The sequence below is a fragment of the Bordetella bronchialis genome (genome assembly GCF_001676705.1).
In the GTDB taxonomy this organism is placed as follows: Bacteria; Pseudomonadota; Gammaproteobacteria; order Burkholderiales; family Burkholderiaceae_B; genus Bordetella_C; species Bordetella_C bronchialis.
This window is the reverse complement of the sequence record NZ_CP016170.1, coordinates 5,349,160-5,368,688: the sequence shown is the minus strand read 5'-3', so window position 1 is coordinate 5,368,688 and position 19,529 is coordinate 5,349,160. Positions and strand designations below refer to the sequence as shown.

General features: G+C 68.2%; 17 protein-coding genes. 6 read left to right on the top strand and 11 right to left on the bottom strand.

Going from position 1 to position 19,529, the window contains the following annotated elements:
• Positions 1-15: 15 nt before the first annotated feature.
• A complete protein-coding gene (locus tag BAU06_RS23530) occupies positions 16-567 on the top strand; it encodes an adenine phosphoribosyltransferase (protein ID WP_066356328.1) in 552 nt (183 codons plus the stop codon).
• Between the two features lie 46 nt (positions 568-613).
• Positions 614-1,354, top strand: a complete 741-nt coding sequence (locus BAU06_RS23525) for an IclR family transcriptional regulator (protein WP_066356327.1) — start codon at positions 614-616, stop codon at positions 1,352-1,354.
• Between the two features lie 75 nt (positions 1,355-1,429).
• Here BAU06_RS23525 and BAU06_RS23520 read toward each other — a convergent pair whose 3' ends face one another.
• The 6 genes from BAU06_RS23520 to ilvA all read right to left on the bottom strand — a co-directional run bounded on the left by BAU06_RS23520 (position 1,430) and on the right by ilvA (position 8,145).
• A complete protein-coding gene (locus BAU06_RS23520; RefSeq protein ID WP_066356324.1) occupies positions 1,430-2,596 on the bottom strand; it encodes an acyl-CoA dehydrogenase family protein in 1,167 nt (388 codons plus the stop codon).
• The gene (locus BAU06_RS23515) at positions 2,596-3,834 is read right to left on the bottom strand and encodes a CaiB/BaiF CoA transferase family protein (protein WP_066356321.1); all 1,239 of its coding nucleotides are present in this window, start codon (positions 3,832-3,834) and stop codon (positions 2,596-2,598) included. Before BAU06_RS23515 ends, BAU06_RS23520 begins: the two co-directional genes overlap by 1 nt.
• Positions 3,831-4,814 carry a Bug family tripartite tricarboxylate transporter substrate binding protein gene (locus BAU06_RS23510; protein WP_066356319.1) on the bottom strand — a complete coding sequence of 328 codons (984 nt, stop codon included), beginning with the start codon at positions 4,812-4,814 and terminating at the stop codon, positions 3,831-3,833. The genes BAU06_RS23515 and BAU06_RS23510 overlap by 4 nt, the downstream gene beginning before the upstream one ends.
• A 179-nt stretch (positions 4,815-4,993) precedes the next feature.
• Complete coding sequence (locus BAU06_RS23505) at positions 4,994-5,380, bottom strand: cupin domain-containing protein (RefSeq protein ID WP_066356317.1); 387 nt, start codon at positions 5,378-5,380, stop codon at positions 4,994-4,996.
• A gap of 296 nt (positions 5,381-5,676) precedes the next feature.
• A complete protein-coding gene (locus tag BAU06_RS23500; protein ID WP_066356314.1) occupies positions 5,677-6,573 on the bottom strand; it encodes a LysR family transcriptional regulator in 897 nt (298 codons plus the stop codon).
• Between the two features lie 63 nt (positions 6,574-6,636).
• Positions 6,637-8,145: a threonine ammonia-lyase, biosynthetic gene (gene ilvA, locus BAU06_RS23495; RefSeq protein ID WP_066356312.1), complete on the bottom strand. Its 1,509-nt coding sequence runs from the start codon at positions 8,143-8,145 to the stop codon at positions 6,637-6,639.
• A gap of 136 nt (positions 8,146-8,281) precedes the next feature.
• Between ilvA and BAU06_RS23490 the strand changes: the two genes are divergently transcribed.
• The 3 genes from BAU06_RS23490 to BAU06_RS23480 all read left to right on the top strand — a co-directional run bounded on the left by BAU06_RS23490 (position 8,282) and on the right by BAU06_RS23480 (position 13,721).
• Positions 8,282-8,812, top strand: coding sequence for a YqaA family protein (locus BAU06_RS23490; RefSeq protein ID WP_066356311.1), 531 nt, complete (start codon positions 8,282-8,284; stop codon positions 8,810-8,812).
• Between the two features lie 124 nt (positions 8,813-8,936).
• The gene (locus tag BAU06_RS23485) at positions 8,937-12,902 is read left to right on the top strand and encodes a DUF3683 domain-containing protein (protein ID WP_066356310.1); all 3,966 of its coding nucleotides are present in this window, start codon (positions 8,937-8,939) and stop codon (positions 12,900-12,902) included.
• Positions 12,903-13,031: 129 nt separating this feature from the next.
• A complete protein-coding gene (locus tag BAU06_RS23480; protein ID WP_082993796.1) occupies positions 13,032-13,721 on the top strand; it encodes a GntR family transcriptional regulator in 690 nt (229 codons plus the stop codon).
• 557 nt (positions 13,722-14,278) lie between these two features.
• Here BAU06_RS23480 and BAU06_RS23475 read toward each other — a convergent pair.
• From BAU06_RS23475 to BAU06_RS23460, 4 genes are read right to left on the bottom strand one after another with little or no spacing between them, the layout of a single operon-like run.
• On the bottom strand, positions 14,279-15,052 hold the full coding sequence (locus BAU06_RS23475) for a LamB/YcsF family protein (RefSeq protein ID WP_066356303.1): 774 nt from the start codon (positions 15,050-15,052) through the stop codon (positions 14,279-14,281).
• A gap of 12 nt (positions 15,053-15,064) precedes the next feature.
• Entirely contained in the window at positions 15,065-16,096 is a 1,032-nt protein-coding gene (locus tag BAU06_RS23470; RefSeq protein ID WP_066356301.1) for a 5-oxoprolinase subunit C family protein, read from the bottom strand.
• A complete protein-coding gene (pxpB, locus tag BAU06_RS23465) occupies positions 16,093-16,818 on the bottom strand; it encodes a 5-oxoprolinase subunit PxpB (RefSeq protein ID WP_066356299.1) in 726 nt (241 codons plus the stop codon). The genes BAU06_RS23470 and pxpB overlap by 4 nt, the downstream gene beginning before the upstream one ends.
• Positions 16,819-16,831: 13 nt before the next feature.
• Entirely contained in the window at positions 16,832-17,263 is a 432-nt protein-coding gene (locus BAU06_RS23460) for a VOC family protein (RefSeq protein WP_066356297.1), read from the bottom strand.
• Between the two features lie 99 nt (positions 17,264-17,362).
• Between BAU06_RS23460 and BAU06_RS23455 the strand changes: the two genes are divergently transcribed.
• A complete protein-coding gene (locus BAU06_RS23455; RefSeq protein WP_066356295.1) occupies positions 17,363-18,232 on the top strand; it encodes a LysR family transcriptional regulator in 870 nt (289 codons plus the stop codon).
• 84 nt (positions 18,233-18,316) lie between these two features.
• Here the strand turns inward: BAU06_RS23455 and serA are convergent, their stop codons facing one another.
• Positions 18,317-19,516, bottom strand: a complete 1,200-nt coding sequence (gene serA, locus BAU06_RS23450; RefSeq protein WP_066356293.1) for a phosphoglycerate dehydrogenase — start codon at positions 19,514-19,516, stop codon at positions 18,317-18,319.
• Positions 19,517-19,529 lie beyond the last annotated feature (13 nt).

Here is a 19,529-nt window from a genome sequence, read left to right as displayed (position 1 = left end):
AGGGCGGACGCCATCATGCAAACCGACTACGCCGAGCTCGTCCGGCGCACCATACGCAGCGTGCCCGACTGGCCCAAGCCGGGAGTGGTTTTCCGCGACATTACGCCGGTGCTCCAGGATCCGCGCACCTTCCGCGTGCTGATAGACCTGTTCGTCTATCGCTATATGCGGCAGCGTCTGGATCTGGTCGCCGGCGTCGACGCGCGCGGCTTCATCATCGGCAGCGTGCTGGCCTACGAGCTGAACCTGGGCTTCGTCCCGGTTCGCAAGCAGGGCAAGCTGCCGTACCGCACGGTGGCCGAATCGTATGCCATGGAATACGCCAATTCGGCGGTGGAAATGCATGCCGATGCGGTACGCCCCGGGCAGCGCGTGCTGCTGGTGGACGACCTGATCGCCACGGGCGGCACCATGATCGCCGCCATCAAGCTATTGCAGCGGCTGGGCGCCAACGTGGTGGAGGCGGCCACCATCATCGATCTGCCTTTCCTGAACGGCGCCGCGGCCGTGGCCCAGACGGGCACGCCGCTGTACTCGGTCTGCCGTTTCGAAAGCGAAACGGCCTAGTCGGAGGACGGCGCGGCATGCGGGCAGCCTTGGGGGCGGCGGCACGATGAGCGTCAAGACCGCGCTGCGCGTGATCGAGATCATCGAGGTCTACGCGCGCGAAAAGCGTCCGCTGGCCCTGTCCGAACTGGCCCGCCTGCTGCAGGTCCCGGTGTCCAGCTGTCTGGCGCTGATCCGCACGCTGGCCGAGCTGGGCTATCTGTACGAAGTGGGCCGCCGCAACGGCTATTACCCCACCAGCCGGCTGCTGGCCATGGCGCAGCAGATCGCCCGCAACGATCCGGTGCGGGACCGCGTCTACCCCAGCCTGCTGGAATTGCGCGAGGCCACGCAGGAAACCGTGGTGTTCGCCAAGCTGACGCCGGATTACCGCGTCGTCTACCTGGAAGTCCTGGATTCGCCGCACACCATCCGCTATGCGCCCGTGGCGGGCGAATTTCGCGAACTGCATGCCAATTCGCTGGGCAAGGCGCTGCTGTCCACGCTACCCGCGGAAAAGCGCCGCGAGCTGCTGCAGCGCGGCGCGCTGACCCGCTACAACGACAGGACCATGGTGCAGCCGGAGACGGTGGAAGCCGACCTTGCGGCATCGCGCCAGCGCGGCTGGTTCCGCAACCTGGGCGAGTCGCTGGCCGAGGTCGGCGCCATCGCCTGGCCGCTGTCCCTGGGCGGCGAGTATTACGCGATATCCGTGGGCGCGCCGGTATATCGCATCGAGCCCAACCAGGAGGCCTACGCGCGCATCCTGCGCGCCGCGTGCGCGGCGCTGGAGCAGAACGCCATCTAAAGGGCCAGCCCGGGCCGGCGCGTGCCCCGTGGCGACGCGCGCGACGCGATGTGCGGCACGTGCCGGCGCTCGACGTCAATACGACTTCGGCAGGCCCAGCACTTTTTCCGCGATGAAGCACAGGATCAGCTGCGGGCTGACGGGCGCGATGCGCGGGATATAGCTTTCGCGCAACAGGCGCTCCACATGGTATTCCTTGGCGTAGCCCATGCCGCCCAGGGTCAGGACGGCGGTCTGGCAGGCATTGTGGCCCGCCTCCGCGGCCAGGTATTTGGCCGAATTGGCATAGGGGCCGCAAGGCTGCCCGGCGTCGTACAGCGCGGCTGCCTTGAACACCATCAGGTCCGCCGCTTCCAGCTGCATCCACGCCTGGGCCAGCGGGTGCTGCACGCCCTGGTTCTGCCCGATGGGGCGGCCGAACACCGTTCGTTCGTTGGCATAGCGCACCGCGCGCTCAAGCGCCGCGCGGCCGATGCCCACCGCCTCGGCGGCGATCAGGATGCGTTCCGGGTTCAGCCCGTGCAGGATGTACTCGAAGCCGCGGCCTTCCTCGCCGATGCGGTCGGCCACGGGGATGCGCAGGCCGTCGATGAACAGCATGTTGGAATCGACCGCCTTGCGGCCCATTTTGTCGATCTCGCGCACTTCCACGCGCGAGCGGTCCAGGTCGGTATAGAACAGCGATAGCCCGCGCGTGGGCTTGTCGACCTCCGACAGCGGCGTGGTGCGCGCCAGCAGCAGCATCTTGTCCGCCACCTGCGCCGTGGATATCCAGATCTTGCGGCCGTGCACCACGTAGTGGTCGCCCTCGCGCACGGCGCGCGTTTTCAGGTGGGTGGTGTCCAGGCCGGCATCGGGCTCGGTCACGGCGAAGCAGGCCTTGTGGCGGCCGGCGATCAGCTCGGGCAGCCAGCGTTCCCGCTGCGCCGCGTCGCCGAAGACCACCACGGGGTTCAGGCCGAAGATGTTCATGTGCACCGCGGAAGCGCCGGCGAAGCCCGCCCCCGATGCCGCGATCGTTTGCATCATCAGCGCGGCCTCGGTCATGCCCAGGCCGGCGCCGCCGTATTCGGGCGGCATGGCGATGCCCAGCCAGCCGTCGCGCGCCAGGTCGGCGTGCAGGCCGTGCGGGAATCCGCCTTCGCGGTCGCGTTCCAGCCAGTAGTCGTCGGGATAGCGCGCGCAGATTTGTTCCACCGCGTCGCGGATGGCGAGTTGTTCGGGAGTGAAGGCGAAGTCCATCAGCGTGTTCCGTCGTAGGTGGCCTGGGCGTCCAGCAGCGCCTGGATGGCCGATTCGCTATAGCCGGCCTCGCGCAGGATCTCCAGGCTGTGTTCGCCCAGGCGCGGCGCGGGGCGGCGCAGGCCGGTGGGGGTGCCGTCGAAGCGGCCCAGCGGCGCGGGCGTGCGTAGCCGCCCCTCGGTGGGATGGTCCACCGTGCGCACGAAGCCCGTGGCCTGCAGGTGCGGGTCGGCGATCAGGTCTTCGATGCCGTACAGGCGCGAGGCGGGAATGTCGGCGGCGGCCAGCAGGTCCAGCCACTCCGCGGTGTCGCGGGTCAGCATGACCTGGGCCACGTAGGCGTAGACCTCGCCGATATGCCGGGCGCGCGCCGTGTGGGTGGCGAAGCGCGGGTCCGCCGCCATATCGGGCTGGCCGATGGCGGCGAAGAAATTGCGCCAGTGCTTGTCGTTGTAGATGAGCAGGCACACGTGGCCGTCGCGGGTGGCGTAGGGCTTGCGGTGCGGTGCCAGCAGGCGCGCGTAGCCGGTGTCGCCCAGGGGCGGATCGAAGGTCCAGCCCCCCAGATGGTCGCCCAGCACCATGTGGGCCATGCCCTCGAACATGGGGATCTCCAGGCTCTGGCCCTGCCCGGTGGCGCGGGCGTGCAGCACCGCGGATACCAGCGCGATGGCCATGTGCAGGCCGACGGCGCGGTCGGCCAGGGTCAGCGGGGCGTAGCGCGGTTCGCCCTGGCTTTGCCGGCGGAACAGGTCCGCGATGCCGGTCTGGCCCTGGATCAGGTCGTCGTAGGCGGGGCGGCCGGCATAGGGCCCGCCTTCCGCGTAGCCATAGGCCCCGGCGTAGACGATGCGGGGCTGGCGCGCCGCGAACACGGCGTAGTCCAGTCCCAGCCGCGCCATGGCCTGCGGGCGGATGTTGTACAGCACGGCGTCGCAATCGGCCGCCAGCGCCAGGCAGGCGTCCCGCGCGGCGGGCTGCTTCAGGTCCAGCACGATGGACCGCTTGTTGCGGTTCAGGTGCAGGTACAGATGCCCCATGCCCGGGTTGCGCATGGGGCCGACGGCGCGCATGTTGTCGCCGGCGGGCGCTTCCACCTTGATGACGTCCGCGCCCAGGTCCGCCAGCACCTGGGTGGCGTAGGGGCCCATCACCACGGCGGTCAGGTCCAGGATGCGGACCCCTGCCAGGGGGCCGCCGGCAGTGGGGCGTTCGTGGCTTGCGTCGTCTTGCGTCATTCCTGCTGTATCCCTGCGTCCTTGATCAGCTTGCCCCACAGCTGCAGCTGCTGCGCGACGAAGGCCGCGAAGTCGTCCGGCGTGCCGCTGAAGGCGTCGAAGCCCAGTCCCGCCAGCTGCTTGCGCACCTGCGGGTCCACGACCAGTTTGTTGATGGCCGCGTTCAGCGTGCGGACCACGTCAGGCGGCATGCCGGCCGGCCCGAAATAGCCGTTCCAGGAATTGATGTCGAAGTCCGGAATGCCGGCGTCTTCCATCGAGGGAATGTCCGGCACCACGCTGCTGCGCGCGGCGGTGGACACGGCCAGCGCGCGCATCTTGCCCGACTGCACGAAGGGCAGGCCCGACGCCACGTCGGTGAACATCATGTCGACCTGGCCGCCCACCACGTCGGTAATGGCCTGCGGCGTGCCCTTGTAGGGGATGTGCACGATCTCGATGCCGGCCCGGCGCGCCAGGGTGGCGCCGGCGACGATGCCGGTGCTATTGCCGCTGGCATAGGTCAGCTTGCCGGGATGGGCCTTGGCGTAGGCGACCAGCTCCTGCACGGACTTGACCGGCAGCTTGGGATTGACCACCAGGATGAAGGGCAGGTTGCCGCCGCGGGCGATCGGGGTGAAGTCCTTCACCGGATCGTACGGGACGTTTTTCATCAGGTAGGGCGCGGCCGAATGCGAAGTATTGGTGGTGACGAAAAGCGTGTAGCCGTCGGGCTTGGCGCGCGCCACGTAGGACGCGGCGATGGTGGCGTTGCCGCCGGGTTTGTTCTCCACCACGACCTGGCCGTTCAGGATGCGGCCCAGCTCGGTGGCGAAGATGCGGCCCACTGCGTCGGTGCCCGACCCCGCGGGGAAAGGCACCACCAGCGTGATGGGGCGGTCGGGATACGCCGCCTGGGCCTGGCCGGGACCGAGCAGCGCGGCCAGGCCCAGGGCGGCGGCCGCGGCCGCCAGGCGGCGGATAAGGGGATGGGGGTTCATGGGCTTGTCTCCTCGTTGTCGTTGTGTGCGGCGGGTGCCGTCGGCGTGCCCGGCGCGGATGCCGGTCGGCTGGCCGGCTTGGATCGGCTGCCGCTGGAATCGCCGCCGCGCGGTGTGGCAAGGGCGCGCGGCCGGTTGATACGCGGGAAGGCGCGGCGCCATCGCGCCGGGCGGCCGGTTCAGCGGACCACGCGTTCGGGGTTTTCCTCGTAGGGCGGCGAATAGATCACCAGCAGGCGCGCGGGCTCCTCGCTGGTGACGGTGAAGACGTGCGGGATGTCCGGGGGGAAATAGCAGCAATCGCCGGCGCGCATGTCAGCGCCGACACCGTCGACCTCGGCCCGGGCGGTGCCGGAAAGCAGGTAGCACACCTGTTCGATGCCGGGATGGGCGTGCGGCAGGGCGCCCTTGCCTTTTTCGATCACGCCAAGGATGACCTCCACGTGCCGGGCGCCGACGTTTTCCCGGCCGATCAGCCGGCGGTTCGTCGTGCCCAGGTGGTTGGCGGGATGGTAGCCGGGCACATCGGCCTCGCGGACCAGCCAGGCGGGATCGGGAGCGGTCATGCGTGTCTCCAATTTCTGTATTGTGAATATATTTTCACAAGCATGAAAAACGCCGTCAAGGGCGGCGAACCCCTACGGCGGTCGGGCGGTCTACCGCCCGGCGCGCGGGGGACCCCGGCGATAGGGCGGTCCGGCACGCTGGCGGCACGGCGCAACCGGCTGCGCGGCCGGCGGCGAAGGAGGCAGGCGAAGGAGGCAGGTAAAGAAGGGAAGGACGCCTGGCCACGGGCCAGGCGGGAAGCGGGCAGAGGGAAGCGGGCAGCCGGCCGGCGAGCGGGGCCGCGGTGTCGCGCGCCTTAGCGCCGTTCCTGCAGCCGCGGCTGGATGAAGTCCAGGAAGGCCCGCGTTTTCGCCGGGATGGTGCGCGAGGGCAGCAGGGCGAACAGCGGCATGGGGGTCAGGTTCCAGTCCGGCAGCACGCGCACCAGTCCCACCTGGGCAATGGCCTTTTCCATCGCATGGAAGACCGGCAGCGGCACGATGCCCATGCCGCGGGCGGCCAGCCGCCCCAGCATGCCGACGTTGTTGGCGATCAGCCGCCCGAACACGGCGACGCGTTCCACCCGGTCGCCGGAGTGCAGGATCCAGTACGAGGAGCTGCCCTCGCCGCCGGGAAAGCGCAGGCAATCGTGATGGCTCAGGTCGGCGGGCGTCAGCGGCTGCCCGTGGCGTTCCAGATAGTCGTGCGACGCATACAGCTGGTGGCTCATCAGCATCAGCTTGCGGGAGATCAGGCTGGAATCCGGCTGGGGTCCCAGGCGCAGCACCAGATCGAAGGGATTGCTGATGGGGTCCAGGCGGCGCTCCGTGACGTCGAATTCGCATTCGATGTCGGGGTACTGGTCGGTAAACTCGCGCATCACCACCGGCAGGACGAGCGCCGCCAGGCTGGGCCCCATGGAAACGCGCAAGCGCCCGCGCGGCAGCGCCGCCATGTCCTGCAGCTGCTCGTGGGCGACGCGGGCCTCTTCGATGATGTGGCGGCAGCGGTCGAAATACAGGGCGCCGGCTTCGGTAAGTTCGATGCGGCGGGTGGTGCGCGTCAGCAGCTGCATGCCGATGCGGCGTTCCAGTTCGGTGACCCGCTTGGACAGCGTGGCCGAGGGAATGCCCAGCGCTTCGGCCGCATGGCTGAAGTTCTTGCGCTTGGCCACTTCGACGAACAAGGCGATGTCGTTGAGCTGGATGTCCATCCAACGCGTCCCGCTGGTATGCCCCGCGATCCGGAGCCAGGGTTTACAGGGCCTGACGGCAGGTCAGAGTATCAGTTTATAAGCCGGGTTATCGGTCTCGTTCCAGCAGGGATACGCCAGTTCCGCGATGAAGTCCTTGAACTGCTTCTTGTCCGAGGGCGGCACCTGGATGCCGACCAGGATGCGGCCGTAGTCGGCGCCCTGGTTGCGGTAATGGAACAGGCTGATGTTCCAGCTGGGATTCATGGCGCTCAGGAAGCGCATCAGGGCGCCGGGCCGCTCGGGGAATTCAAAGCGGTACAGCAATTCGTCGTGGGCCAGCGCGGAGCGCCCGCCCACCATATGCCGCAGGTGCGTCTTGGCCATTTCGTCGTGCGTCAGGTCCAGCGTATCGAACCCGTGGCGGCGGAAGGTATTGGCCAGCTTTTCCGGTTCGGACGGCGAGGAAACCTGCAGGCCGACAAAGACGTGCGCCCGCACGGCGTCCGAGATGCGGTAGTTGAACTCCGTGACGCTGCGGTCGCCCACCAGTTCGCAGAACTTGCGGAAGCTGCCGCGCTGTTCCGGCATGGAGACGACGAACACGGCTTCGCGCATTTCGCCGACCTCGGCCCGTTCGGCGACGAAGCGCAGGCGGTCGAAATTCATGTTGGCGCCGGAGGCGATGGCCGCCACCGTCTTGCCCTTCCATTTCTGCTGCGACAGATACTGCTTGGCGCCGGCGACCGCCAGCGCGCCGGCCGGTTCCAGCACGCTGCGCGTGTCCTGGAAGACGTCCTTGATGGCGGCGGAAATGGCGTCCGTATCGACGACCACGAAGTCGTCGACGTGCTTGCGCACCAGCTTGAAGGTTTCCGCGCCCACCTGCTTGACCGCCGTGCCGTCGGAAAACAGCCCGACATCGTTGAGCAGCACGCGGCGGCCGGCGCGCACGCTGCGCACCATGGCATCGGAGTCCTCGGTCTGCACGCCGATGATCCGCACTTCGGGACGCAATTGCTTGATGTAGGTGGCCACGCCGGCGATCAGGCCGCCGCCGCCGATGGCGACGAACACGGCGTCCAGCGGCCCGGGATGCTGGCGCAGGATTTCCATGCCCACGGTCCCCTGGCCGGCGATCACGTCCGGGTCGTCGAAGGGGTGGACGAAGGTCAGCTTCTGCTTGCGCTCCAGCTCCTGGGCGTGGGCGTAGGCGTCGGAAAAGCTCTCTCCGGCCAGCACGACCTCGCCGCCCAGTCGCCGCACGGCGTCGATCTTGACGGCCGGGGTGGTGGTGGGCATGACGATGACCGCCCGGCAGCCCAGCCGCCGGGCGGACAGCGCCACGCCCTGCGCATGGTTGCCGGCGGAGGCGGCGATGACGCCGCGGGCGCGGACCGCCGGCGGCATATTCGCCATCTTGTTGTACGCGCCCCGCAGCTTGAAGCTGAAAACCGGCTGAGTGTCCTCGCGCTTGAGCAGCACCGTGTTCGAAATTCGCTGCGACAGCAGCGTGGCCGCTTCCAGCGGCGACTCGACGGCGACGTCGTAGACCTTCGAAGTGAGGATGCGTTTCAGATAGTCGGTGGACATGGACTGCGGGGCAGGATTGAAAGCGTCGGGCAGGTTACCACAGCATTCCGCGCCTATCGGTGCCGTTTTTCCGGGTCCGCCGCCGGGCAGGCGGCCACCCCGGGAATGGGGCCCGCCTCGGGCTACACTGCGCGGCATGGAAGCCGCCCTGACGTCCGCCGTGAACTGGCTTTTGGCCGCGTTGGCGCTGCCCAACGTCGGCCTGAGCGCCATATTCCTTATCAGCCTGGTATCCGCCACGCTGCTGCCCCTGGGATCCGAGCCCGCGGTATTCGGCTACGTCAAGCTGATGCCCGACATGTTCTGGCCCGCCGTGCTGGTGGCCACCGCCGGCAATACGGTGGGCGGGGCAATCAGCTATGCCATGGGCTGGGGCGCCTGGCGCGCCGCCGAGCGCTGGAAGGAAAAGCATCCCCATCGCGCCCATGAGGCCCGCTCGCATGCCGACCAGGGCCGCTGGCACCGCAAGGCCCACGACTGGCTGCACCGCATGGGGCCGCCCGCGCTGCTGATGTCCTGGCTGCCCGCCGTGGGCGATCCGCTGTGCGCGGTGGCCGGCTGGCTGCGCCTGTCGTTCTGGCCTTGCACGATCTATATGGCGATCGGTAAATTCCTGCGCTACCTGGTGATGACGGGCAGCCTGGTCTGGCTGTTCCCGCACGCCTGATGGGGGTCCGCGGCCTTCAGGTCGCTGTCAGTCCCGCGGCGGGCCGGCGGCGCCCTGGGGTTATTACCGGGCGGTTCCATCCCATGGCGTAAAATATTTTTTTAAGGGCCATCCCTCAGCTTCCATGAACGCCCCCCTCGCCAGCCAGCTTCTGAATGCGGCGGTTCCGCCGGCACCGGGCACCCGCCTGCGTGAGATCCCCTACAACTACACCTCGTTTTCCGACCGCGAGATCGTCGGCCGGTTGCTGGGCGAGGACGCCTGGCAACTCTTGACGGACCTGCGCGCCGAGCGCCGCACCGGCCGGTCCGCGCGCATGTTGTACGAGGTGCTGGGCGATATCTGGGTGGTGCGCCGCAATCCCTATCTGCAGGACGACCTGCTGGACAATCCCAAGCGCCGCCGCCAGCTCATCGAGGCGCTGCATCACCGCCTGGGAGAGATCGACAAGCGCCGCGAGCCCGGCCGCATCGATTTCCAGGAAGGGCGCGACCTGTACCGCGACGAAAAGGTGTTGCAGCTGATCGACCGCGCGCGGGCCGCCGTGGCCAGCTTCGAGGCCCAGTTCGACCAGACCGAACAACTGCGCCGGCAGGCCCAGAAGGTGCTGGGCCGCGTCACCGCGCGCGACAACATCAAGTTCGACGGCCTGTCGCGCGTCGCCCATGTCACCGATGCCACCGACTGGCGCGTGGAATACCCCTTCGTCGTCCTGACGCCGGACAGCGAGGACGAGATCGCCGCGCTGGTGCGCGGCTGCTTCGAGCTCGGCCTGACCATCATCCCGCGGGGGGGCGGCACGGGCTATACGGGCGGCGCGATACCGCTGACCTGGAAGTCGGCCGTCATCAATACGGAAAAATTCGAGACCCTGGGCAAGGTCGAGCCCACCGAATTGCCGGGCGTTGCCGAGCCGGTCGCCACGGTATTCACGGGCGCCGGCGTGGTGACCAAGCGCGTGGCCGACGCGGCCGCGCAGGCCGGCTATGTGTTCGCGGTGGACCCGACCTCGGCCGAAGCCTCCTGTGTCGGCGGCAATATCGCCATGAACGCCGGCGGCAAGAAGGCCGTGCTGTGGGGAACCGCGCTGGACAACCTGGCCTGGTGGCGCATGGTCGATCCGGAAGGCAACTGGCTGGAAGTCACCCGCCTCGAACACAACATGGGCAAGATCCATGACGTCGACGTCGCCCGCTTCGAACTGAAGTGGTTCGACGGCCGCGGCAAGCCGGGCGAAACCCTGCTGCGCAGCCGGGTCCTGGAAATCGAAGGCCGGCGCTTCCGCAAGGAAGGCCTGGGCAAGGACGTCACCGACAAGTTCCTGGCCGGCCTGCCCGGCGTGCAGAAGGAAGGCTGCGACGGCCTGATCACGTCGGCGCGCTGGGTGCTGCACCGCATGCCCGCGCATACGCGCACGGTATGCATGGAGTTCTTCGGCCAGGCGCGCGATGCGATTCCGTCCATCGTCGAGGTCAAGCACTACCTGGACAACGAGGGCAAGCAGCGCGGCGCCATCCTGGCCGGGCTGGAGCACCTGGACGAACGCTATCTGCGCGCGGTGGGCTATGCCACCAAGAGCAAGCGCGGCCAGCTGCCCAAGATGGTGCTGATCGGCGACATCGTCGGCGACGACGAAGCGGCCGTGGCCGCGGCCGCCAGCGAAGTCGTGCGCCTGGCCAATACGCGCCATGGCGAGGGCTTCGTCGCCGTCAGCGCGGAAGCCCGCAAGAAGTTCTGGGCCGACCGTTCCCGCACCGCCGCCATCGCGCGCCACACCAACGCCTTCAAGATCAACGAGGACGTGGTGATCCCGCTGGGCCGCATGGGCGAGTACACGGACCACATCGAACGCATCAACATCGAGCTCTCCACGCGCAACAAGCTGCGCCTGCTGGACGAACTGGACGCCTTCCTGGCGCAACCCTTGCCGCTGGGCAAGGCCGAGGACGAGGAAGACGCGGAAATCACCCGCGCCGAAATCCTGGCCGAGCGCACGCGGCAGGCGCAGGCGCTGATCGGCGCGACGCGCGCGCGCTGGCAGTATCTGCTGAACGAACTGGACAAACCGCTGACGCAGGCGCTGCCGGACCTCGCCGGCCTGGGCATGGCCCATATGCAGGCCACCCTGGCGGACCGCATCGCGGCGCAGCCGGCCGCGCGGGTGTTCGACGTGGTGCAGGACCGCACCGTGCGCGTGTCCTGGAAGACCGAAGTCCTGGCCCAGCTGCAGGGGATTTTCTCCGGCTCGGCCTGCAAGAAGGTGCTGGACGAAATGCGTGCCATCCATGCGCGCGTGCTCAAGAGCCGTGTCTTCGTGGCCCTGCACATGCATGCGGGCGACGGCAATGTGCACACCAACATCCCGGTCAACTCCGACGACTACGGCATGCTGCGCGAAGCCAACGAGGCGGTCGCGCGCATCATGCGGATCGCCCGGGACCTGGACGGGGTGATTTCCGGCGAGCACGGTATCGGCCTGACCAAGTACGAGTTCCTGACACAGGAAGAGCTGCAGCCCTTCCAGGACTACAAGCGCAGCGTGGATCCGCATGGCCGCTTCAACGCGGGCAAGCTGATGCCGGGCGCCGACCTGACGCACGCCTGGACGCCCAGCTTCAACCTGATGGGCCATGAGTCGCTGATCATGCAGCAGAGCGACATCGGCGCGATTTCGTCGTCCATCAAGGATTGCCTGCGCTGCGGCAAGTGCAAGCCGGTGTGCGCCACCCATGTGCCGCGCGCCAATCTGCTGTATTCGCCCCGCAACAAGATCCTGGCGACGTCGCTGCTGGTCGAGGCCTTCCTGTACGAGGAGCAGACCCGCCGCGGCGTCAGCCTGAAGCACTGGGAAGAATTCGAGGACGTCGCGGACCACTGCACCGTCTGCCACAAGTGCTACAACCCCTGTCCGGTCGACATCGATTTCGGCGACGTGTCGATGAATATGCGCGCGCTGCTGCGCCGCATGGGCCGCAAGTCCTTCAATCCGGGCACGGCGGCGGCGATGTTCTTCCTGAACGCCAAGGACCCCGCCACCATCAACGCCACGCGCAAGGCCATGGTGGGCGTGGGCTACAAGGTGCAGCGCGCCGCCAACGACCTGCTGTCGGGCCTGGCGCGCAAGCAGACGCGCCATCCGCCGGCCAGCGTGGGCAAGGCGCCGCTGCGCGAGCAGGTGGTGCACTTCATCAACAAGAAGATGCCCGGCGGCCTGCCCAAGCAGACGGCGCGCAAGCTGCTGGATATCGAGGACGCCAACTACGTGCCGATCATCCGCGATCCGCGCGCCACATCGGCCGATACGGAAGCGGTGTTCTACTTCCCGGGTTGCGGTTCGGAGCGGCTGTTCTCGCAGGTGGGGCTGGCCACGCAGGCCATGCTGTGGCATGCCGGCGTGCAGACGGTGCTGCCGCCGGGCTATCTGTGCTGCGGGTATCCGCAGCGCGGCAACGGCATGAACGACAAGGCCGAACAGATCATCACGGACAACCGCGTCCTGTTCCATCGCGTCGCCAATACGCTGAACTACCTGGACATCAAGACGGTGGTGGTCAGTTGCGGCACGTGCTACGACCAGTTGGCGGGCTATGAGTTCGACAAGATATTCCCGGGCTGCCGCCTGATCGATATCCACGAGTACCTGCTGGAAAAGGGTATCAAGCTGGATGGCGTGCAGGGTGTGCGCTACATGTACCACGACCCCTGCCATACGCCCATGAAGCTGCAGGACCCGATGAAGACGGTCAAGTCGCTGGTCGGCGACGGGGCCATCAAGAGCGACCGCTGCTGCGGGGAATCGGGCACGCTGGCGGTGAGCCGCCCGGATGTTTCGACGCAGGTGCGCTTCCGCAAGGAAGAAGAACTGCGCAAGGGCAATGAGGCGGTGCGGGCGGATGGCTTCGACGGCCAGGTGAAGGTGCTGACTTCCTGCCCGTCGTGCCTGCAGGGCCTGTCCCGCTACAAGGGGGATACCGCGATGGACGCGGACTATATCGTCGTGGAGATGGCGCGCCATATCCTGGGCGAGGACTGGATGCAAAACTACGTCAAGCAGGCCAACGCGGGCGGCATCGAGCGGGTGTTGGTGTAGGGATCTGGATCGCGGCTGCGGCCGCGATTTTTGATTTTGTACAGGCTGGCCGTATCGCTTCCTGTCTGCTTGTATCATTGTGTTATGCGTCACGAGCGTATACACAACGGTGCCGTTCAGGAAGAAGGCATGGAAATCAAGGCATCCGCCACCATCCCGTACATGCTGTACGAGCAAGTCCGTCAAATGATCATCGACGGGACCCTGGCGCCCGGCCAACCGCTGCGCGAACAGGAACTGGAAAGACGATTCGGCACGAGCCGCAGTCCCATCCGGGAGGCGTTGCGGCTGCTGGAGCTGAGCGGGCTGGCCACGCACGCCCAGCGCCGCGGTTTTCGCGTGGTGCTGTACACGGAACAGGAGATCCGCCAGCTGTATCTGCTGCGCGCCGAGCTGGAGGCCTATGCCATCCAGGGGCTGGCGGAACACCAGGACCTGGAGCCGCTGCTGGCCAAGCTGCGCGCCGCGCACGAACGGCTGCGGCAATGCGATCCCGATCGCGCGGTCCTGAATTACCTGTCGACGGTGCGGCGGGCGTTCCTGGATGTCGTCGAGTTCATCGGCAACCAGCCTCTGCGCGAATCGGTGCATCGCCTGAACGAACGCTGCGAACCCTTGCGCTATAACCTGTTCCGCCGCGGGTTCTCCGATGTGGGGGCCTCGGCCAGCTATGTGGGACGGGTGGTGGACGCGATCGCACGGCGGGATTTTCCCTGTGCGGCGGCGGTCAGGCGCGAGTGCGCGCACTGGATACTGCCGATGGTGCTGGGCGCGTATGCGGAAGAAGTGGCTGCGCGCTCGGGAGGGGCTGCGGCCTGAACCGTGGGGCTCGGGGGTGTCCGTCGTGTTGGATGCCGTTTCAGGTTGTCTTGCTGGTGCTGTCTTGGACGGGGCTTTCGAAGGTTGCCTTGCTCTTGCCGTCCGGTGGGGGAGATGCCTGTCGGGGCCGGCCCGCTCGGGCGGTCCAGGGCCTTCGCCCTGGACTGCCGCTTTGTCTTCCTCCTTCGGCGGCCGAAGGGGCGGTGGGGTTCTTGCGGCTTTTTTGCCCGGCCGTCCTACGTACGGAAGCCCTCGCGCGCCCTCGGACGGGCCGGCCCCGACAGGCATCTCCCCCGCCGGACTCACGGGTTGCCTTAGAGGCGGTCGCTGGGGCGGGCGGTGTTCTTGGCCTTTCGTGGGTCGCGTGTTCGGGGTAGGAAAGAGCTTCTGTTGCCCGTCGTTTTCGGGCCGCCCTGCGCGGCCCGAAAACGCCTGCGTGGTGTTGGCTTGTGGTGTTGGCTTGCGGTGGTGGCTGTGGTGGCGTGCGGTGGTGGTGGTGCTGGCGGGGGGCGGCTTGCCGCCCCGCGGTGGGCTGTGGCGCCAGCGCGCGGCGGGTGCTACGAGGCGGGCGCGGCCACCGTTTTTACTGCGATGCCGGCTTTCTCCAGCGCCGAGCGGATGCCGCTGGCGAAGACCAGGGCGTTGGGCTGGTCGCCGTGTATGCACAGGGTATCGGCCCGCACCGGTACGTCCTTGCCGTTGACCGAACGCACCTTGCCTTCCTGCACCATGCGCAGCACCTGCGCGACGGCCTTGTCGACCTCGGTGATCATGGCGCCGGGGTGGCTGCGCGGGGTCAGCGAGCCGTCGTCCTGGTAGGAACGGTCGGCGAAGACTTCCTGTGCCACCGGCACGCCCAGGGCCTCCGCGGCGCGGATGTGCTCGGTGCCGGCCAGGCCGTATAGAACGAGCTTGCTGTCGACGTCGCGGATGGCGCGGCACAGCGCCTCGGACAGGGCGCGATCCTTGGCCGCCATGTTGTACAGGGCGCCGTGCACCTTCACGTGATGCAGCCGGGCGCCTTGCGAGGCGGCCACGCCGGCCAGGGCGCCGATCTGGTAGACCATGAAGTCATAGGCCTCGCTGGGGCTGACCTGCATGACGCGGCGCCCGAAGCCGGCCAGGTCCGGCAGGCTGGGGTGCGCGCCCAGCGCGACACCGCGGGCCAGCGCGGCCGCTACCGTGCGGCGCATGGTGCCCGGGTCGCCGCCATGGAAGCCACAGGCGATATTGGCCGAGGAGACGTATTCCAGGACGCCTTCATCGTTGCCCATTTTCCAGGCGCCGTAGCTTTCGCCCATGTCGCAGTTCAAGTCGATGGATAAACCCATGGCTGTGCTCCGTCAGTTCGATTCGGATGTGTGGCGCGCGTACAGGTCGCGCAAGGGGGCCAGCGCCGCGGCCAGGCGCGCGAAGGCGGTCTCGCGCTCGCCATCCAGCCGCTGCGCTTCCTCCAGGGAGATCATTTCAAAGCGTATGGTGCTACCGGGCGCCGCCTGTGCCAAGAGCGGCAGGTCCACGCTGGCGACCTGGGCGATCTTGGGGTAGCCGCCGGTGGTCTGGCGGTCGGCCATCAAGACGATGGGCGCGCCGTCGGCGGGCACCTGTACCGTGCCGAAGCAGGTGGCCTCGGACAGCATCTGGCGCGGCGCTTCCATGGCCAGCGCCGGGCCGTTCAGGCGATACCCCATGCGTTCGGATTGCGGTGTCACGGTGTAGGGGGCCCCGGCGAAGGCGTCGCGCGCTTCGCGGGTGAAGGCCTCCCATTGCCGGCCGGGCATGGCGCGTACCGTGGCGCGCGCCTGGGTCGCCAGGGTGGCGGGCAGGTAGAGCCGGATGTCCCACAAGGCATCTTCCAGGGCCTGCAGTGCGTTCGTTTTCAGGTGCGCGCGCAGGCCGACGCTATCGCCCTTGGCCAGGGCGCGACCCTGGTAGCCGCCGAAGCCGCTGCGCAGGTAGGTGCTTTCGCTGTCCATCACGCGGGGCAGGGTGTAGCCGCCATGCACGGCCAGATAGGCGCGCAGGCCGGGGGCGGCGCTGCCCGGCGCGCCGGGGGCCGCGCCGAAGGCGAGCACTTGGCCGGCACGCGCCAGCAGCGGCCGGTTCAGGGGCACGGGGCTGCCATCGAGGGCCGCCCCCAGGGCGGCGCCGCTCAGGGCGAAGCAGGCGGCGCGCTCGAAGCGCAGGGTGGGGCCTTGCAGGGTGATCTCCAGCGACGCGGTACGGGCGGGATCGTTGCCCGCCAGCAGGCTGGCAAGGCGATGGGCGCGAGCGTCCATGGCGCCCGCCACCGGTATGCCCTGGTGCTGGTAGCCCAGCCGTCCCAGGTCCTGGAAAGAGGACAGCAGTCCCGGCTTCAATACGGAGAGCGTCATTCCTGTTCCGCCCGCATGCGCGCGTAGGCCTGGGCGTCGATGGGCACGAAGCGGATGCGGTCGCCCGGCTGCAGCAGGGACGCGGGTTCGCGCGCCGGGTCGAACAGCCTCAGGGGCGTGGCGCCGATGATGTTCCAGCCGCCGGGCAGGCGGCTGGGATAGATCACGGTCTGGCGGTTGGCCACCGCCACGGATCCCATCGGCACGGCGGTACGGGGCGATGCGCGCCGCGGCAGGTTCAGCCGTGCATCGTGCACGCCGATATAGGGATGGCCGGGCGCGAAGCCCAGCATATAGACCATGCTGCCCGGACGCGTGTGCAGCGCGATGACTTCTTCCGGGCTGATGCCGGCCGCGCGCGCCACGTCTTCCAGGTCGGGGCCATGCTCGCCGCCGTAGCACACCGGGACGGTGACGTCGCGCGCCGCGCTGTCGCCGTCCGGGATGCCTTGCGCCAGCAGGCCGTGTATGTGCTCGGCCAGGGCCGCGTAGGTGGGCCCCCGGCCGTCGGGCCCCGGGGCGTAATGCACGGCCACCGCCACGAAGGACGGCACGACGTCGGTTACCCCGGGCAGGGCGGCGTCGCGCAGCAGGCGCGACACGGCCAGGCAGCGGCGGCCCACCGCTTCGTCGATGGCGTCGCCGAAGACGACGAGCAGGCAGCGATCGCCCTGGGGGTGGATCCGCCAGGCGGGCGCCGGTCTGTCGGGCGCTGCGTCCACGTGCCGCGCGGCCTTACTTCGCGAACAGCGAATCCAGGTTCTTGAAGGCCTTGAATTCCAGCGCGTTGCCGGACGGATCCAGGAAGAACATGGTGGCCTGCTCGCCCACTTCGCCCTTGAAGCGGACGTAGGGCTCGATGACGAATTTGGTGCCGGCCTTGGTCAGCTTGTCCGCCATGGCTTCCCATTGGTCCATGGACAGGACGGCGCCGAAGTGGCGCACGGGCACATCGTGGTCGTCCACGGCGCTGGTCTGCTTGTGTCCGCATTCGTCCGGCGCCAGGTGCGCGACGATCTGGTGGCCGTAGAAGTTGAAGTCCACCCACTCCGGCGCGCTGCGCCCCTCCGGACAGCCCAGCAGGTCGCCATAGAAGCGGCGGGCCTCGGCGATGTCGCGTACCGGGAAGGCCAGGTGGAAGGGGGGCATGGCGGCTTGGGCACTCATTCGGAACTCCAGGGGAAGGATGGAAACCAGGCGCTAGTGTAGGGAGTATATTTTTGATTGAAAAACGATATTTTTTTGGACTTAGCACGAATTTTCACGATGCTCACCGAATTCCGCACCTTCGTCGCCGTGGCCCGCGACGGCACGTTCACCGGGGCCGGGCGCCAACTGGGGCTGACGCAGTCGGCCGTCAGCGCGCAGATCCGGCGGCTGGAGGAGTTCGTCGGCGTGGCGCTGTTCGACCGCACGGCGCGGTCGGCTACCTTGAACGATGCCGGCCGGGAGGTCCTGGCGCAGGCCGAGGAGGTCCTGGGCCTGGTGAACCGGATGGTGACGCAGGCGGGAACCGGGCACGTCACGGGATCGCTGCGCATGGCGGCGATCGCCTCGGTGCAGCAGCACCTGCTGGTGACGGCGCTGCGCCTGTTCCGCGCGGATTTTCCCGACGTCAGCGTGCGCATCGTCCCGGGCGTGTCGCTGTCGCTGCTGGCCCACGTGGATGCCTCGGAGGTGGACCTGGCGGTCCTGATCCGGCCGCCGTTCAAGCTGCCGCCCGAACTGGCCTGGCAGCCCCTGGTCTCGGAGCCCATGGTGCTGGCGGTGCCGGCCTCGCTGCCGGAAACGGGCTGGCGGGAGGCGCTGGCCGTCCACCCCTTCATCCGCTACGACCGCGCCTCCTTCGGCGGGCGCCTGGTGGATGCCTTCCTGCGCCGCCATCGCCTGGCCGTGCACGAGGCCGTGGAACTGGACGAGATCGACGCCATCGCCAATCTGGTGCGGGCCGGGCTCGGGGTGGCGCTGATGCCGCGCACGCGCGACCTGGATGCCGCCGGCCTGCGCTTGCTGGACCTGGGCGCGGCGGGGTTCGAACGGCAGATCGGTATCGTCATCCGCCGTTCCGCCGATGCGGCGGGCGTTGCCGCGCGCATGGCGGCCTGCCTGCATGCGGCGGCACAGGGAGCCGCATAGGGGCGGCGGGGGGCACAGGGACGGCACAGGCCGGCCCCTGAAGGCGCCGGCGCCGGGCCCATGCCGGGCCGGATAACACCCTACCTAGATGCGCTGGCAGCGTATCGTCACGGGATGGCCGCAGAGCGCGCGCATGATCTCGTCGTCGACCACGCCGTCGACGTCGGTGACGACATAGCCGATATCGCCGCGCGTTTGCAGGTTCTGGCTCAGGATGTTCAGTCCCTGCTGGGCCAGCAGGTTGTCCAGCGTGCCCAGCGCGCCCGGCACGTTGCGGTGGATATGCAGGATGCGGGCGGTGCCGGCCCGCTCGGTGAACGGCAGTTCCGGGAAGTTGACCGCGCCCTTGGTGGTGCCGGCCTGCAGGTAGCGCACCAGCTTTTCCGCGACTTCGCGGCCGATGTTTTCCTGCGATTCCTGCGTGCTGCCGCCGATGTGCGGGGTCAGGATCACGTTGGGCATGCCGATCAGCGGGCTGGCCAGGGGCTCATCGACGCTTTTCGGCTCGGTGGGGAACACGTCCAGCGCCGCGCCGGCCAGGTGCTGCGAGGCCAGGGCCGCGTGCAAGGCGTCGATGTCCACCACCGTGCCGCGCGAGGCATTGATCAGGATCGCGCCGCGCTTCATCTGCGCCAGCGTATCCGCGTTGATGATGTTTTCGGTGCTGCGGCCGCCCGGCACGTGCAGCGTGACGACATCGCTCTGCGCCAGGAGCTCGGCCAGGGTGTTGACGGCGTGCGCGTTCCCCAGGGGCAGCTTGGCCTCTACATCGTGATAGACGACGCGCATGCCCACGCTTTCGGCCAGCGTGCCCACCTGCGAACCGATGTTGCCGTAGCCGATGACGCCCAGCGTCTTGCCGCGCGCCTCGTAGGCGCCCGACGCGGTCTTGTCCCAATGGCCCTGGTGCACCCGCGTGCTTTTCTCGGGGATGCGGCGCAACAGCAGGATGGCTTCGGCCAGCACCAGCTCCGCCACCGAGCGGGTGTTCGAAAAGGGGGCGTTGAAGACGGGTACGCCATGGTGCATGGCGCTGTCCACGTCCACCTGGTTGGTGCCGATGCAGAAGCACCCGACCACGCGCAGGTCGGCGAACTGTTCGAAGTGGGCGGCGTCCAGGTGCGTGCGCGACCGTATTCCCACCACATCCGCGCCCTTGAGCGCCGCCCGCAGTTCGTCCGGCGGCAGCGAGGACGAATAGGTCTGGATGTCGGTGTAGCCGGCGTCGCGGAAGACCGCCACGCCGCTGGGATGGATGTTTTCGAACAGGACGATACGCGTCATGCTGGCATGCTCC